Below are 16,885 nucleotides of genomic sequence, written 5' to 3' on the forward strand. Positions count from 1 at the left end.
ACAGCATGAAAATTTTTAAACATACACTAAAGGTTTGCCTCGCGCTGTTCAGTATAGCGCTCAATGCGCAGCAAACACCCGCTCCGATACAGTCGGAATCAATTCTGATCACCGGAGCCACCGCACATATCGGAAACGGTGAAATCATCGAGAACAGTGCGATCGGTTTTGCCGATGGAAAGATAAATTTTGTAGGTACTGCGGGATCCGCAGACAAAAGCGCTTACAGCAAAGTGATCGCTGCTGAAGGGAAACATGTCTATCCGGGATTCATCGCATTGAACACTACCTTAGGGCTCGTTGAGATCGATGCGGTAAAAGCTACAGATGATATCGATGAAGTTGGTGCAATTATTCCAAATGTACGCAGTCTGATCGCTTACAACGCCGAATCAAAAGTTGTGGAAACCATGAGACCTAACGGGGTCCTAATGGCACAGGTCGCACCAAGGGGATCCCTTATCACCGGTACTTCTTCCATCGTTCAACTCGACGCATGGAACTGGGAAGATGCCGCTATAAAGACCGATGATGGAATTCATATGAACTGGCCTTCTCTCTATAGAAGAGGTCGTGCATGGCGCGGGGAGGATCCGGGAATCAAAAAGAATGATGAATATGAATCACAGATTCAGAAAGTAAAGGATTTCTTTGCAGCTGCTGCCACCTATATAAAAGGGGATCAATCACCCAGAAATCTGGCTTATGAAGCGGTTCAAGGATTGTTTGACGGTACTCAGAAGCTCTACATCAATGCAGCTCAGGAAAAGCAACTGATCGATGCGATGAACTTTGCTAAAACAATCGATGGATTAAAGATCGTATTTATCGGTGGAGACGGAGCGGTTCCTGTTGCTTCTCAGCTTCGCGATAACGGAATACCGGTGATCGTGAGCCGTCCGCACAGAATCCCTTCTCTGGAAGATATGAATGTAAAAGAGCCATATAAGCTCGCCGGGGAACTGGTTAAGGAAGGAGTTACTGTAAGTATCGACGTCAGCGGTTCGATGGAGCGTATGAGCACCCGTAACCTGCCATTCTATGCAGGAACCTTTGCCACCTACGGGATGGATAAAGAAAGAGCACTACAAATGATCACGCTGGATGCAGCAAAAATACTAGGTATAGATGATTTTGCAGGTTCATTAGCTACCGGCAAGGATGCAACTTTGTTCATCTGCGAAGGTGATGCCCTTGACATGCGTTCAAATCAGATCCCACAAGCTTTTATACAGGGTCGTGACTTAAGTCTTGAAACACACCAGACCACACTCTGGAAACGATATTCCAACAAATATGCTGGACAAAAATAACTATATAGTTGTTTGAACATTCGATTAGAGGTTGTCTGATATCAGGCAGCCTCTTTTTTTTGAACAGACTTTCCTTTACTTTTGAAAAAAAAATTAATTGAAAGTTATATCCAGCATTCAAAATCCGCTGATCAGGGAGATCATCCAGCTTCGCGAAAAATCTCGCAAACGAAAGCAGTCAGGAAAATTTCTCGTGGAAGGACAACGAGAGCTATCTCTTGCCCTTTCGGGTGACTATGAATTCACCACAATACTTTTCAATGCTGGAATCATCGGCCTGGATAAAGTGGAATCCCTCATCGGTTTTGCGAAATCATCCCCAGAGATCATTGAAGTATCCGATGACGTCTATGAAAAAATGAGTTACCGGCAATCAACCGAAGGAATTATCGGTATCGCATTATCAAAAACACATTTGCTGAGCGACTTGGAATTCAGTACTAAAACCCCTTTAATCCTGATTGCTGAGGCACCGGAAAAGCCTGGGAATATCGGTGCTTTACTCCGAACTGCTGATGCTGCCAACCTGGATGCAGTGATCATCGCAAACCCTAAGACAGACCTTTATAATCCAAATATTATTCGGTCAGGCGTAGGGTGCTTGTTTACCAGACAAGTGGCCACTGGAACCACTTCAGAGATCATCGATTTCCTCAAATCAAGGAATATATACATTTATTGCGCTGCCCTGACTGCTTCTAAACCCTATCATGAGATCGAATACTCAGAAGCTACAGCTATAGTAGTGGGCACGGAACATGATGGATTAACCGAAACCTGGCTAAATGCTTCAGACCAGAATATCATCATTCCAATGCAGGGCACCATCGATTCTATGAACGTTTCCGTATCGGCGGCAATCATTATATTCGAAGCAAAGCGCCAGCGTAAATTCTTATAAACCAACGTATCGAAACCATGAACGTTACAATTATCTATTATATAATCACAGGTATTCTCATTCTTGATTTTGTGATCGATCAGGTACTGGATTATCTCAATTATACCCGTTTTGACAGTAGCCTGCCGAAAGATCTGGAAGGTATCTATGACGAAGAGACTTATAAAAATTCACAGGTCTATAAAAAAACGAACTATCGCTTTTCAGTGATCCATGAAACGTTTAGTTTACTGCTCATCCTACTGATGCTAAGGTTCAGCGGATTCGGTTGGATCGATAATATAGCCCGAAATACCACAGAGCACCCGATCGGAATCGCCTTGATTTTCTTCGGGATCATTATGTTCGCAGGCGATTTACTGAACCTTCCGTTCAGCATCTATAAAACTTTCGTGATCGAAGAAAGATTCGGTTTCAACAAGACCTCCGTGAAAACATTTGTTCTGGACAAGATCAAAGGCTGGGTTCTGGGAGCAGTACTGGGCGGAGGCATTCTTTCACTGATCATTCTATTCTTCGAGAAAACCGGAACCGATTTCTGGATTTACGCATGGATCCTGATCACTGTGATAACCCTGTTCACAAATATGTTTTACAGCAGGTGGATCGTACCGATATTCAATAAGCAGACTCCTCTGGAAGACGGAAGCTTACGGTCGAAAATTGAGAAATACAGCAAAGAGGTAGGTTTCAACTTAGAAAAGATTTTTGTAATTGACGGATCGAAGCGTTCCTCTAAAGCAAATGCTTACTTTTCAGGCTTTGGCAAGGAAAAAAGAATCACTCTTTACGATACTCTGATCAAAGACCTGGATGAAGAGGAGATCGTGGCTGTACTGGCACATGAGGTCGGGCATTATAAACGCAGGCATATCATTTTCAATATCGTACTTTCTGTAGTACTCACAGGTATCACCCTTTACCTGCTAAGCCTGTTTATCAGTATACCGGAACTATCGCTTGCACTCGGAGTTTCAACACCGGGATTTCATACCGGACTTATCGCCTTTGCCTTACTTTATAGTCCCATCTCTGAAATCACCGGGTTATTCATGAATTGGGTTTCCCGAAAATTTGAATATCAGGCGGATGATTATGCCAAAACAACCTATTCGGCAGCCCCATTGATCAATGCACTTAAGAGACTTTCCAGGAATAATCTCAGCAATCTGACACCACATCCTGCCTATGTTTTTATGCATTACTCTCACCCTACGCTATTACAGCGCATCAGGAATCTTAAGGCATAGATTTTGTTGGTAAATAATAAAGATTATGTTATTTTTAGTTTATGGCGGTATTAGATGTAGAGAAAGAGAACAAGCAGATTGCAAAGCAGTATAAAGAATTACTGCGAATAAGCTACCAGACCTTATCCGATGCGGATAAGAAGCTGATCAGACTCGCTTTTGACACGGCCGTTGATGCCCATAAGGATCAGCGACGGAAAAGTGGAGAGGCTTATATTTTCCACCCGATCGCCGTAGCTAAAATCGTTGCACAGCAGATCGGACTGGATGCTACTGCCATTGCGGCAGCCCTTTTGCACGATGTTGTGGAGGATACCACATATACCCTGGAAGATATCGAAAGATTGTTCGGACCTACGGTTGCAAGGATCGTTGACGGACTCACCAAAATATCTCAGATGAGTTCTGAGCAGGATATCTCACTGCAAGCCGAGAATTTCCGTAAAATGTTACTAACCCTGAACGACGATGTCCGGGTTATTCTCATCAAGATCGCCGACAGGTTACATAATATGCAGACCATGGATTCCATGGCTGATCATAAACAGGTCAAGATCGCTTCAGAAACACTGTATATCTATGCTCCACTTGCACACCGTATCGGCTTATACAACATTAAAACTGAACTGGAAGACCTTGGTCTAAAGTATACAGAGCCTAATGTCTATAACGACATCCTTAATAAGATCGAGGAAAGTGAAGATGAGCAAAAAGCCTATATAAATTCCTTTTCAAATATCATACAGGAAAGTCTTGATAAGGAAGGCCTCAATTATGCGATCAAAGGAAGGCCAAAATCTATTTTTTCCATTCGGAGAAAAATGAAGGCTCAAAATGTAAGCTTCGATGAGGTATACGATAAATTTGCGATCCGAATTATATACAAGAGCGATGCTGCGAATGAAAAGTTCCTGGCCTGGAAGATCTATTCCATAGTTACCGACCACTTCCGTCCGAATCCTACCCGTTTAAGAGACTGGATCTCCTCCCCTAAAACTACAGGATACGAGGCACTCCATATCACGGTAATGGGACCAAAAGGAAGATGGGTGGAAGTTCAGATTCGAAGTGAACGGATGCACGAGATCGCAGAAAAGGGATATGCAGCGCATTTCAAATACAAACACGGAGAACAGAAAGAACAGGGAATTGAGATCTGGCTGAACCGACTACAGGAAGCACTGGAAAATGCAGATGGAAATGCAGTTGATTTCGTAGAAGAATTCAAACTCAACCTGTATTCTCAGGAGATCTTTGTATTTACGCCGAAAGGAGAATTGAAATCATTACCAAAAGGGGCTACGCCGCTCGATTTTGCCTTCAGTATTCATACTGAGATCGGACTCAAGACCAGAGGTGCCAAAGTGAACGGAAAACTCGTTCCCTTAAGCCGGGAATTGAAAAGCGGTGATCAGGTTGAGATCATTACTTCAGAGAGTTCCAAACCAAACTCAAACTGGCTTGACTACGCAACTACTGCCAGAGCCCGAGCAAAGATCAAATCTTCGCTTAAGGAAGAGAAGAAAGAGATCGCAGAGGAAGGTAAAGAGATCCTGCGCCGTAAGATGCGACAGATGAAGATCGCATTGAATGAAAAGGTAGTGAACGATCTCGTGGTCTATTTTAAATTGAAGACCAGTCTGGACCTTTTTTATCGAGTGGGTATCAACACCATCGATAACCAGATGCTGAAAAACTTTGCGGCCTCCAGAAACAACACCTTCCTGAATTTCTTCAAAAGCAAGATGCGTAAGCCAGTATCTTCAGAAGAGATTAACAGAGAGGAGATCACAAATAATTACGATCTGATCGTATTCGGTAAGGAAGAGGAAAAACTCGATTATAAATTTTCAAATTGCTGTAATCCGATACCAGGAGATGAAGTTTTCGGTTTTATTACGGTAAATGAAGGAATAAAGGTTCACAAGAAAAATTGTCCGAACGCGATCACTTTGCAATCCAATTATGCATACAGGATTATTTCTGCTAAATGGATCGATTCTACCCAACAGGACTTCACCGCGGTGATAAAACTAGACGGGATCGACAAACTAGGTTTGGTTAATAACGTGACCAAGGTTATTTCGAGCAATATGCATGTGAATATGAAAAATATCAATTTCGATACAGAAGGCGGTATCTTTTCAGGAAAGATCACTGTAGAAGTGAAGAACAAGACCATTCTTAAAAAGCTACTTGAAAATCTCAAAAAGATCAATGGTATAGATAAAGTCGTTCGAATTTAATTTTAAACACTACATTTGTACCTTTAATAGCAGTCCAGAATATGGGGAACGATAAGAACCAGGAAATTGTTAAGAATGTCTTTACTAAATTCTTAGAAGACCACGGTCACCGCAAAACTCCTGAGCGATACGCGATCTTACAGGAAATCTATGACAGTGATGATCACTTCGACATTGAATCACTGTACATCAAAATGAAAAATAAGAATTACCGCGTCAGCCGGGCTACTCTTTATAATACTATTGAACTTCTTCTGGAGTGTAATCTGGTCAGAAAACACCAATTCGGGCAGAATCAGGCTCATTACGAGAAATCGTATTTTGACAAACAACATGACCATGTTATCCTGACCGATACCGGAGAGGTAATGGAGTTCTGTGATCCAAGGATTCAGAGTATACAACAAACCATAGAAGAGGTCTTTAATATCAAGATCCAAAACCATTCACTTTACTTTTACGGGACTAAAAACGACAATAAAAATTAATTACATAAAATGGCAGTAGATTTACTACTAGGACTACAGTGGGGAGACGAAGGTAAAGGTAAGATCGTTGATGTCCTTACCAGAAATTATGATATAATCGCTCGTTTTCAGGGAGGACCCAACGCAGGTCACACTCTTGAATTTGACGGCATTAAACATGTACTTCACACTATCCCTTCAGGGATCTTTCATGAAAATGCGATCAACATAGTCGGTAACGGCGTTGTTATAGATCCTGTGATCTTTAAAAAGGAAATCGATAATTTGGATAAATTCAATATCGATATCCCTTCAAGAATGTTCATTTCAAGAAAGGCACACCTGATCCTTCCAACACACCGATTACTGGATGCCGCTTCAGAAGCTGCCAAAGGCAAAGCCAAGATCGGCTCTACACTTAAAGGTATCGGGCCGACCTATATGGATAAGACGGGCCGTAACGGAATTCGTGTTGGAGATCTTGAACTAGACGACTGGAAAGAAAAATACCGTGCTCTTGCAGATAAGCATGAAGCCATGATCCGTTTCTATGACGTAGATATCCAATACAACCTTAAAGAATTGGAAGTTGAATTCTTTGCAGCGATCGAAACGCTTAAATCATTGAAGTTCATCGACAGTGAAGAATACCTTCAACAGGCATTGAAAAGCGAAAAGACCATTCTTGCAGAAGGTGCACAGGGATCTTTACTGGATATCGATTTTGGAACCTATCCTTATGTTACCTCTTCTAATACCACCGCTGCCGGAGCTTGTACCGGTCTGGGTGTTGCACCCGGAAAGATCGGTGAGGTACTCGGGATCTTCAAAGCCTATACCACACGTGTAGGTAGTGGCCCCTTCCCTACTGAACTTTTTGACGAGGTTGGAGAAACTATGGGACGTGTTGGTAACGAATTCGGAGCGACCACCGGAAGAAAAAGAAGATGTGGCTGGCTAGATCTGGTTGCATTGAGATACGCCGTTCAAGTAAACGGAGTTACACAATTGATGATGATGAAAGCCGATGTGCTCAGCGGATTCGAATCCCTTAAGGTTTGTACTGCCTATAATTACCGCGGAGAAACTATTGAACACCTGCCTTTCAATATCGAGGAACAAAATATTTCACCGATTTATACAGAAATGAAAGGTTGGGATAAGGATCTCACCAATATCACGAGTGAATCAGATTTCCCTGAAGAACTGACCGCCTACATCGATTTTATCGAAAAAGAACTGGAGGTACCGGTTAAGATCGTCTCTGTGGGACCTGACAGAAAACAGACAATCATGCGATAATAATCGCGTTAATTTAAAATAGACCCTGAAAACGCATCATGAACATGATGCGTTTTTTTAGTATTTAACTTCGGCTTATGACAAGCTTTGTTAAAAAGGTTTATTTTTGAACTCAAATCAACACAAATTTTGAAGTTAACTACAAGCACATTTTTGTTTTTGCTGTTTTTGACAGTGGCCACTTTGCAGGCACAAGACAAAAAAAGGATCATTATCAATCATCCCGGGCAGTTTACGAAAGACGAAACCAAATACCCCGGTGCTGATATCATGAGTAAAACTGACCAGCAGGTACAGTTTGAACATGATGGAATGGACCTTTGGTGTGACCTTGCAGTTTTCTATCGTAAAGAAAACAGAATACGCGCTTTCGGCAATGTTTTCTTCCAACAGGGAGACAGCATCAAAATGAATAGTGAATATGCTGAATATGATGCGAACACCAAGATCGCAGTGTCCAGCAAACAGGTGGAACTCCGCAATAATACGATGACCCTCAACACGGAGGAGATCCGTTTTGACCGCAATCAACAGATCGCCTTTTACGACACCTTTGGAACGGTAAAGGACAGTGCTAACACCCTTACCAGTAATCAGGGAAAGTACTATCTCGAGATCAATAAATATGAATTTAAAAGTGATGTCCATATCACCAATCCTGACTACGAGATCAACAGTTCAAGACTGGATTATTACACAGATAGCAAAAACGCATACATGTACGGTCCTTCAACCATTACCGGGAACGACTATAAGATCTATTGTGAACGGGGTTATTACAATACTACCGCAGAAAATGGTTATGGTGTAAAGAACACCCGCATCGATTACGACAACCGCATCATCTACGGAGATAGTCTCTATTTCGATAAGGCCACCGAATTCGCTTCGGCAACAAATAACATCAAAGTGATCGACACGGTGAACAAAGGCGTCGTAAGAGGTCATTATGCCGAGGTCTATAAAGCAAAAGATTCGATGTTCGTTACCAAACGAGCCCTGGCGATAACTTTAATGGAAAAAGATTCCATGTACATCCATGGTGACACCCTCATGGTAACAGGAAAAGAAAACGAAAGAGTGATCAAGGCTTTTCGTGATGCACGTTTCTATAAAACTGACATGAGCGGAAAATGTGATTCGATTCATTCTGACCAGGCAACTGGAATCACTAAGCTGATCACAACGATACCACCAAATATACCGGAAAACCTTTACGCTAAATACCGACCTGTATTGTGGAACGGAGAAAGTCAGATGACCGGTGACAGTATTCACATACTTTCAAACGTGGAAACGGAAAAACTGGACTCTCTTAAAGTACTTAACGATGCCTTTATCATTCAAAAGGATTCATTGAGTCATATCACCTTTAAGGATTCTGCCAAATTCGGATTCAACCAGATCAAAGGAAAGGACCTGTATGGTATATTCAAGGACAATAAGATGGATTATATCGACATCGTAAAAAATGCTGAATTGATCTATTATCTCTGGAACGATGACGAGGAGGAACGTGAATTCATGGGCATAGACAAAAGGGTTTGCGGAAGAATTCGTTTTAATATGATCGAAAATCAAATAGATAACATCACTTCCTACAATAATGTCGACGGAAATATTTTCCGCGATGAAGACATCCCTGTTAACGGCAGAAAGTTCAGGGGGTTCTACTGGCGGGGTGATGAAATGATCCGAAGTGTAGACGACCTGTTCAGTGCTGAAGATAATGCCATTGAACTGGTAAAGATAAACGGTGTAGATCAGCCTATCGATATCGACAATCCGAACCTGGCCCCCGATGAAGGCTCCGATTCTGAGCAGCAGGAGCAAAATGAAGATGAAAAAGAAAAGAACGAAGGAGTTGTCAACAATAAGGGGAATCTCCCAAAAGAGCCACAACATCCCGGTTCAGAAAAAAAAGAATAGCCATTGAAAACAGCATTTTTTAAATACCAGGCACAGACTTCACCCTATCCGCTCGCGCTTGAGATCAGCCGTGCAGAAGGATCATATATTTACGATACTGAAGGAAATGCCTATCTGGATTTTGTAGCGGGAGTCTCTGCTAATACACTCGGACATAGTCATCCGGCTGTAGTTAGTGCCGTTCAGGAGCAGGCAGCACGCTATATGCATGTGATGGTTTACGGGGAATTTATCCAACAACCTGCAATAGAACTTACGCGTTTACTGGCTGAACACCTGCCCGGAGAACTTGAAACTACCTATCTGGTAAATTCAGGAACCGAGGCGATAGAAGGGGCCCTGAAACTAGCTAAAAAAGCAACAGGCAGAGGCGAGATCATCGCAGCTCGCAATGCATATCATGGCAACACCCAGGGATCCATGAGTTTGATGGGCCTCGAGGAAAGAAAACGCCCATTTCGTCCACTGATCCCCGGTGTGCGCTTCATTTCGTTCAATGAAGAATCAGATCTGGAACTAATTACCACCCAAACCGCAGGCGTAATTCTGGAGACCATACAGGGAGGAGCTGGCTTTATAGAACCCAAAAATGATTATCTGAAAAAGGTCAAAGCCCGTTGTGAAGCAGTGGGTGCATTATTGATCCTCGATGAGATACAACCCGGGTTCGGACGAACCGGTAAACTTTTCGGGTTCATGAACTACGATGTGATCCCGGATATTGTGGTCATGGGTAAAGGAATGGGAGGCGGAATGCCTGTGGGTGCATTTACCGCATCCAATGCCCTGATGTCGCAATTGAAGGACGCCCCGAAAATGGGTCATATAACCACTTTTGGCGGCCACCCGGTCATCGCTGCAGCTGCCCTGGCAACGCTAAAAGAACTTACTGATACCGATCTGATGGCAGAAGTGCTGAGAAAAGAACAGCTTTTCCGTTCCTTGCTTCAACACCCTTTGATCGAAGAGATACGAGGCAAAGGTTTGATGATCGCGGTTATCTTAAAAAATAAGGAGCTTACTGACCGGCTTATTCTGGAAGCAATGCAAGAAGGACTTCTCATGTTCTGGTTACTTTTTGAACCAAGGGCAGTTCGAATCACTCCTCCATTGACAATTTCTGACGAAGAGATACAGGCAGGTTGTCGTCTGATATTGAAAGTATTGAACCGTTTCAACGACCAAGCTGTTAATTAATTTGTTAATAAGAATAGCGCTGTTTCCTCATACGGACAGCTTCAAGCTTTAAATTTATTAACGTAGAAATCTAAAAAAGCATCGCCTATGGCATTTAGTGCTCACGAAGACCAAAATCTACCACTGGCAAAATTCGAATCAATGCTGAAAACAAATGATGTTTATTTCTTTGATTCGGATGATTTTCAGGAGATAATCCACCACTATCTGGACTCCGGAAAAATCGCCCTCGCCAAAAAAGCTATAAAGATCAGTCTGGAACAACATCCTTCCTCCACGGAACTTAAATTGCTCAATGTAGAGATTCTAGTGTTTGAAAACAGGTTTGAAGCAGCTGAAGTCTTATTGAATGAGATCGAAGCTATCGAAATCTCCAATGAAGAGATCTTTATACAGAAAGCGAACATATATTCCAAAAAGGACGAACACCTGAAAGCGATTGAATGTCTCAATACAGCACTTACCATGACCGATGAAGCTGCAGACATCAATTCACTGCTGGGTATTGAATATCTATTCCTGGATAATTACGAGGCCGCTAAGGAGGCATTCATACGTTGTCTGGAAGAAGATCAGGATGATTATGCCGCCCTTTACAATATCATTTACTGCTTTGACTTTCTCGAAGACTATGATGGCGCCATCGAATTCCTGAATGATTACCTCGATCACAATCCTTATTGTGAAGTTGCTTGGCATCAACTCGGCAAGCAGTTCATGTCGAAGAAAATGCATAAAGAAGCATTGGCAAGCTTTGACTTTGCTATTTATTCCGACGACACCTTTATCGGTGCTTACTTTGAAAAAGGAAGGGTACTGGAAAAGCTCAGACGTTACAATGAGGCAATCGAAAACTACGAAATAACACTTACCCTTGATGACCCCACCTCTTTTGCTTACCTGAGAATGGGGAAATGCCATGAAAAACTGGGTAATCTGGAATTAGCCAAGAAATACTTCTACCAGACCGTACACGAAGATCCTTTACTGGACAAAGGCTGGCTCGCCATAACCGATTTCTATTATCGTCAGAATAATTTCCAAAAAGCGCTTTACTATATCAATAAAGCGATCAACATCGATGGAGAGAATGTTCTTTACTGGAAAAGATCAGCCCGTATCAATGAGTTACTTCATCTTTACGAAGAAGCTGATCTCGCTTACCAGAAGACCATCGAACTCGGTAATTATGAACTGGAAACCTGGCTCGCCTGGACAGACATCCTTTTAAAACTGGGAGAATACGAAAGTGGTATTCATACCCTCTTACAAGCACTGGAATTTTACCCGGAACATGCCGACCTGGAATATCGTCTGGCAGGGATGTATTATATGCTTCAGGATACGCTCAAAGGTAATTACCACCTTAAAAATGCATTGATGCATAACTTTGAGGAACACGACACCATGGAGACCTTGTTCCCTACGGTTTACAATTCTGGAATTGTGAGGAATTTAATTCATTCCTATAAAAACAACTAAGTTTAAATTCCATATTTTTGTTCGCGTCAAGAACAAAATATGCAACGAAAACTTACAGACTATGTGATCATAACCCTAAAAGGACTTGCTATGGGTGCTGCAGATGTGGTACCAGGTGTTTCCGGGGGAACGATAGCATTCATTTCAGGTATCTACGAAGAACTGATCGAAACCATCAATAAGGTCGATCTTAAAGCTTTCAAAATACTGCGACAAAACGGAATCAAGGCTGCATGGAATTACATGAACGGTAATTTTCTGGCTGCCCTTCTCCTCGGTATAGGCATCAGTGTTCTCTCTCTGGCTAAACTGCTGAAATGGCTTCTGGCCAATGAACCTGTTCTGTTATGGTCTTTCTTTTTCGGACTGGTGCTAGCCAGTGTGATCCTTGTTGGAAGTCAGATCGAAAAATGGAACTGGAAAAGTATACTGGTCTTCATCGCTGGAGCAGTCGGGGCATTTTATATCACCACGCTTCCCCCTATGCATGACACCAGCAGCGATCTCTTCTTACTGATCGCCGGGGCACTCGCAATTTGCGCCATGATCTTACCCGGGATATCGGGTGCGTTTATTCTGGTACTTTTAGGTGCCTATGAAACCGTACTGGAAGCGGTAAGCAGTATGGATATCAAGAAAATTGTTTTATTTGCCATAGGAGCGGTTGTAGGCTTACTAAGTTTTTCAAGGCTTCTCAAATTTCTCTTTCACAGGTTTAAAAACATCACGCTTGCGGCTCTTACCGGTTTCATCTTCGGATCGCTGAATAAGATATGGCCCTGGAAGATCGTTACGGAAACTCGTATCTTTAAGGAGAAGGTAATACCGATCAGTGAACACAGTGTACTCCCTTCTCAATTTGATGGAGATCCTCAGCTTTTTCCGGCAGTATTGTTGGCGATCGGAGGCTTTGCCCTTATATTCCTTCTCGAACGCCTGGCCGTAAAAAAATCGTAAAACATGCAGCACCCCACCCGCACCATACGCGATAAAGTTTTTCTCTTCATCAAAGGATTAGCTATGGGTGCCGCCAATAAGGTTCCTGGCGTATCAGGAGGCGTTGTGGCATTTGTGGCCGGTTTTTACGAAGAATTCATCTATTCGCTTCAGAAGTTCAATCTGAAGGCGCTAAAGCTGCTTATAAACGGGCGTTTTTCCAGCTTCTACAGATATATCAACGGAAAATTTCTCGTATTCCTTATTTTGGGAATGTTATTCAGTTATTTCAGTATCTCCAAGCTGCTGGATTATTTCATCGACCGAAAAGAACTCTATGTATGGGCTGCATTCTTCGGAATGATCATTGGGTCGATCTACTATATTGCAAAAGACTTTCATCATTGGAACCAGCGCACGATCTTCGCTGCGATACTTGGAATACTCTTCGGAATTTCCCTTAGTTTTCTGAGTCCGGCCAAAGAGAATGACAACCTGATCTTTGTTTTTCTTTGCGGAATCATAAGTGTGTCTGGAATGACTTTACCGGGACTGTCAGGTTCCTTCATTCTGATCCTTCTGGGTAACTACGTACTCCTGCTTGTCGACTCTGTAAATGCCCTATACGATACCTTTGCAGATATCTTTAGTGGCGATTTCAGTTTTATCAATAATGCCAAACGAATCCATACCCTCAAAATACTAGTGGTTTTCACCCTGGGTTCCGCGACCGGTCTGGTAACCCTGAGCCATTTGTTGAGCTATGTCCTGAAACATTATAAGCATATTACCACTGCGACCATTATCGGTTTTATCACAGGCTCTCTTGGCGTGGTATGGCCCTGGAAAAAAACGATCTACCGAATGAATGACGAAGGTGCTGTTATGCTGGATTCAGCTGGTGATAAGATCATACAAAACTATCAGCGTTATCTGCCAGACCCCGCAACCTCGGAGACCTGGATCGCAGTCTTCTTTGTGATCGTAGGAATTTTAATATTGCTATCTTTGGACTGGTACGGTAAAAAGCAAAGAAGATATGTCTAAATTGTTCGGACTGGTCGGGAAGAATATCGCCTATTCCTTCTCTCGAAGATACTTTACAGATAAGTTTGAAATTATGGAACTCGGAGATCATTCCTATGTGAATTTCGACATTCCAACTATTGAAGACTTTCCTGAAATACACAAGAAACACCAGGATCTTATCGGTATGAACGTGACCATCCCGTACAAGCAGGCGGTCATCCCCTACCTGAATGATCTCGACGAGATCGCTAAGGAGATCGGTGCTGTCAATACCATCAAAGTTACCGGTAATAAACTGACCGGATACAATACGGATGCAGTAGGATTCGACGGAGCACTCACCCCTGCTTTACATTCCGGTGTAAAGAAAGCTCTGATCCTCGGTACCGGTGGTGCTTCCAAAGCTGTAGCCTGGGTTTTGAATCAAAAAGGCATCGACTATCAATATGTCTCAAGAACTCCGGCTACAGGGCGTTTAACCTATGAGGAATTAAAAACCAAAGGACTTGAAACTTTTGATCTTCTGGTGAATTGTACCCCTCTGGGAACATTTCCTAATGTGGAACTTTGCCCGGATCTTCCTTACGATACACTTTCTGACAAACATATTCTTTTTGATCTTATCTATAACCCGGAACAAACAGCCTTTATGAAAAAAGGGGCTGAAAAAGGTGCGAAAACCCTGAATGGATATCGAATGCTGGAATTACAGGCAGAAAAGGCCTGGGAAATCTGGAACCGCTAATCGAAATCCTTTTAATAGCTCATTTTTCATTCGGTCTGTTCAAAACACTTGGCTAATAACATTCTTGTTAGTATCTTTCAACTTCAAAGTTGAGATGAACCCAAAACATTGACCGTAATGTTAGATAAAGAAAACGATAACCTGCACGATGATGCAGAAGGAATGGAATCAGCATCAAATCAACCCGAAACCGAAGCTACCAATCCGGAAGCATCCGAAGATGCGCAGGATAACAAAGTGACTACGGAGGTTGAGGGCGATGATGAAGTGCAGAATGAGATAGACGAGTCAAATGCCGAAGATGCGGAAGATGAAGGTAACATAGATCGCCATGAGATACCGTTACTGGATTATCATTCCATGAATATGGATAAGTTGACGGATGAACTCTACAGACTGGTCTCTAAAGAAAGAATTCAGGCGATAAAAGATCATGTCGACCAGATCCGTTCAGAATTCGATCTCAAATATCAGGAATTACTCGAACAGAAAAAGGAAGATTTTATCCACGATGGTGGAAACGAATCAGATTTCAACTATACAGCCCCTATTAAAAAACGCTTTAATGATATCTATTCCGAATATCGGGATAAGCGTAATCAGTACTACAAGAACCTTGAACAAAAGCTGAAATCCAATCTGGACATAAGACTGGAGATCATCGAAGAACTCAAGGGTCTTATCAATGTTGAAGAGAATATCAACGACACCTATAAGCATTTCAAAGAATTACAGGATCGCTGGAGAAATGCAGGACCGGTTCCCAGAATGAATTATAACGATGTTTGGAGAACCTATCATCATCATGTTGAAATATTCTATGATTTCCTCGATCTGAATCGCGATCTGAGAGATCTTGATTTCAAACACAACCTCGAAGAAAAGGAAAAGATCATCGAAAAGGCTGAAGCACTAGCTGTCATTAACGATGTGAATAAGGCATTCCGCGAATTACAGATATTACATAAAATTTGGAAAGAGGATATCGGACCGGTCGATCGTGAACACCGGGAAGATGTCTGGAACCGTTTCAGCGAAGCTACAAAAACGATTCACAGAAAAAGACAGGAATATTTCAAAAATCAGGATGAGATTCACGAATCGAATCTTCAGGTGAAACAAGAGATCATTCGCAAGATCGAAGAGATCGCCGACCATCCTGTTACTTCTCATAATTTATGGCAAAAGCAAATCCGCGAAGTTGAGGAGCTACGTGAAAAGTTTTTCAATGCAGGACGTGTTCCTTACAAAGTTAACGAATCGACCTGGGCTGCTTTTAAGGAGGCTGTTCGCAGATTCAACAGAAAGAAGAATGGTTTTTACAAGAACCTCAAAAAGGAGCAACATGACAATCTGGAAAGAAAGATCGCCCTGGTAAAACTGGCCGAATCCTTAAAGGATAGTGATGACTGGGATATGACAACCCCCGTTATGAAAAAGATCCAATCGGATTGGAAACAGATCGGACATGTTCCCCGCAAATATTCAGATAAGGTATGGAATGAGTTCAAAGCAGCTTGTAATCATTATTTCGATCGTTTCCATGCCCGTAAGAACAAAGATTTCCAGGAAGAAATGACTGCCTTTGATCAGAAAAAGGATTTTCTTGATCGATTAAAAAGCTATGAACTCAGCGGAGATAAAGATAAAGACCTCGAACAGATAAAAGCCTTTATCGAAGAATGGAAATCTTATGGCAGAGTACCTTTCAATAAAAAGAACATCGAAAGTAAGTTCAACAAAATACTGGATGCACTTTTCAAGAAACTGGATGTCGACAAGCAGAAATCCGAAATGATCAAATACGGAAATAAACTTCAGGAAATTGCGGAAGCCGATAATGACCATGCACTACGGAACGAAAAGATCTTTATCCGTCGTAAGATCGATGAAGTAAAAGCAGAAATTCGCCAGCTTGAAAACAATTTGCAATTTATCAATGCCGACGCAAACAACCCCATAGTTAAAGACGTTATTAAAAATATCGACGGCTACAAAAACGACCTCTCGATCTGGAAGGCAAAGTTGAAAAAACTTAAAAATTTAGACGAAAATTAAAATTTTAGCGTTTAGGATTTCGTAGGTATT

13 protein-coding genes are annotated in these 16,885 nt (G+C 42.1%); all 13 read left to right on the top strand.

Annotated elements, in window-relative coordinates; translation table 11 throughout:
* Window positions 1-5: 5 nt before the first annotated feature.
* Entirely contained in the window at window positions 6-1,313 is a 1,308-nt protein-coding gene (locus DMZ48_RS09235) for an amidohydrolase family protein (protein WP_143954850.1), read from the top strand.
* A gap of 97 nt (window positions 1,314-1,410) precedes the next feature.
* Entirely contained in the window at window positions 1,411-2,214 is an 804-nt protein-coding gene (locus DMZ48_RS09240) for a TrmH family RNA methyltransferase (RefSeq protein WP_143954851.1), read from the top strand.
* Window positions 2,215-2,231: 17 nt separating this feature from the next.
* A complete protein-coding gene (locus DMZ48_RS09245) occupies window positions 2,232-3,464 on the top strand; it encodes a M48 family metallopeptidase (RefSeq protein WP_143954852.1) in 1,233 nt (410 codons plus the stop codon).
* 41 nt (window positions 3,465-3,505) lie between these two features.
* A complete protein-coding gene (locus DMZ48_RS09250; RefSeq protein ID WP_143954853.1) occupies window positions 3,506-5,710 on the top strand; it encodes a RelA/SpoT family protein in 2,205 nt (734 codons plus the stop codon).
* A 41-nt stretch (window positions 5,711-5,751) separates the two neighbouring features.
* Complete coding sequence (locus DMZ48_RS09255) at window positions 5,752-6,198, top strand: Fur family transcriptional regulator (protein ID WP_143954854.1); 447 nt, start codon at window positions 5,752-5,754, stop codon at window positions 6,196-6,198.
* A 9-nt stretch (window positions 6,199-6,207) separates the two neighbouring features.
* The gene (locus DMZ48_RS09260; protein WP_143954855.1) at window positions 6,208-7,479 is read left to right on the top strand and encodes an adenylosuccinate synthase; all 1,272 of its coding nucleotides are present in this window, start codon (window positions 6,208-6,210) and stop codon (window positions 7,477-7,479) included.
* A gap of 129 nt (window positions 7,480-7,608) precedes the next feature.
* On the top strand, window positions 7,609-9,408 hold the full coding sequence (locus DMZ48_RS09265; RefSeq protein WP_242009165.1) for an OstA-like protein: 1,800 nt from the start codon (window positions 7,609-7,611) through the stop codon (window positions 9,406-9,408).
* A 3-nt stretch (window positions 9,409-9,411) separates the two neighbouring features.
* Window positions 9,412-10,605 (top strand): aspartate aminotransferase family protein, encoded by a 1,194-nt coding sequence (locus DMZ48_RS09270; protein WP_143954856.1) that lies wholly within the window; start codon window positions 9,412-9,414, stop codon window positions 10,603-10,605.
* A gap of 87 nt (window positions 10,606-10,692) precedes the next feature.
* The gene (locus tag DMZ48_RS09275) at window positions 10,693-12,087 is read left to right on the top strand and encodes a tetratricopeptide repeat protein (protein WP_143954857.1); all 1,395 of its coding nucleotides are present in this window, start codon (window positions 10,693-10,695) and stop codon (window positions 12,085-12,087) included.
* Window positions 12,088-12,126: 39 nt separating this feature from the next.
* Window positions 12,127-13,044, top strand: coding sequence for a polyprenyl-phosphate transporter (locus DMZ48_RS09280; RefSeq protein WP_143954858.1), 918 nt, complete (start codon window positions 12,127-12,129; stop codon window positions 13,042-13,044).
* 3 nt (window positions 13,045-13,047) lie between these two features.
* Window positions 13,048-14,070 (top strand): DUF368 domain-containing protein, encoded by a 1,023-nt coding sequence (locus DMZ48_RS09285; protein WP_143954859.1) that lies wholly within the window; start codon window positions 13,048-13,050, stop codon window positions 14,068-14,070.
* Window positions 14,063-14,797 carry a shikimate dehydrogenase family protein gene (locus tag DMZ48_RS09290; protein ID WP_143954860.1) on the top strand — a complete coding sequence of 245 codons (735 nt, stop codon included), beginning with the start codon at window positions 14,063-14,065 and terminating at the stop codon, window positions 14,795-14,797. Before DMZ48_RS09285 ends, DMZ48_RS09290 begins: the two co-directional genes overlap by 8 nt.
* A 117-nt stretch (window positions 14,798-14,914) precedes the next feature.
* On the top strand, window positions 14,915-16,855 hold the full coding sequence (locus tag DMZ48_RS09295) for a DUF349 domain-containing protein (protein ID WP_143954861.1): 1,941 nt from the start codon (window positions 14,915-14,917) through the stop codon (window positions 16,853-16,855).
* Window positions 16,856-16,885 lie beyond the last annotated feature (30 nt).

Origin of the sequence: Robertkochia solimangrovi, assembly GCF_007279655.1 — a bacterium.
GTDB classification, from domain to species: domain Bacteria; phylum Bacteroidota; class Bacteroidia; order Flavobacteriales; family Flavobacteriaceae; genus Robertkochia; species Robertkochia solimangrovi.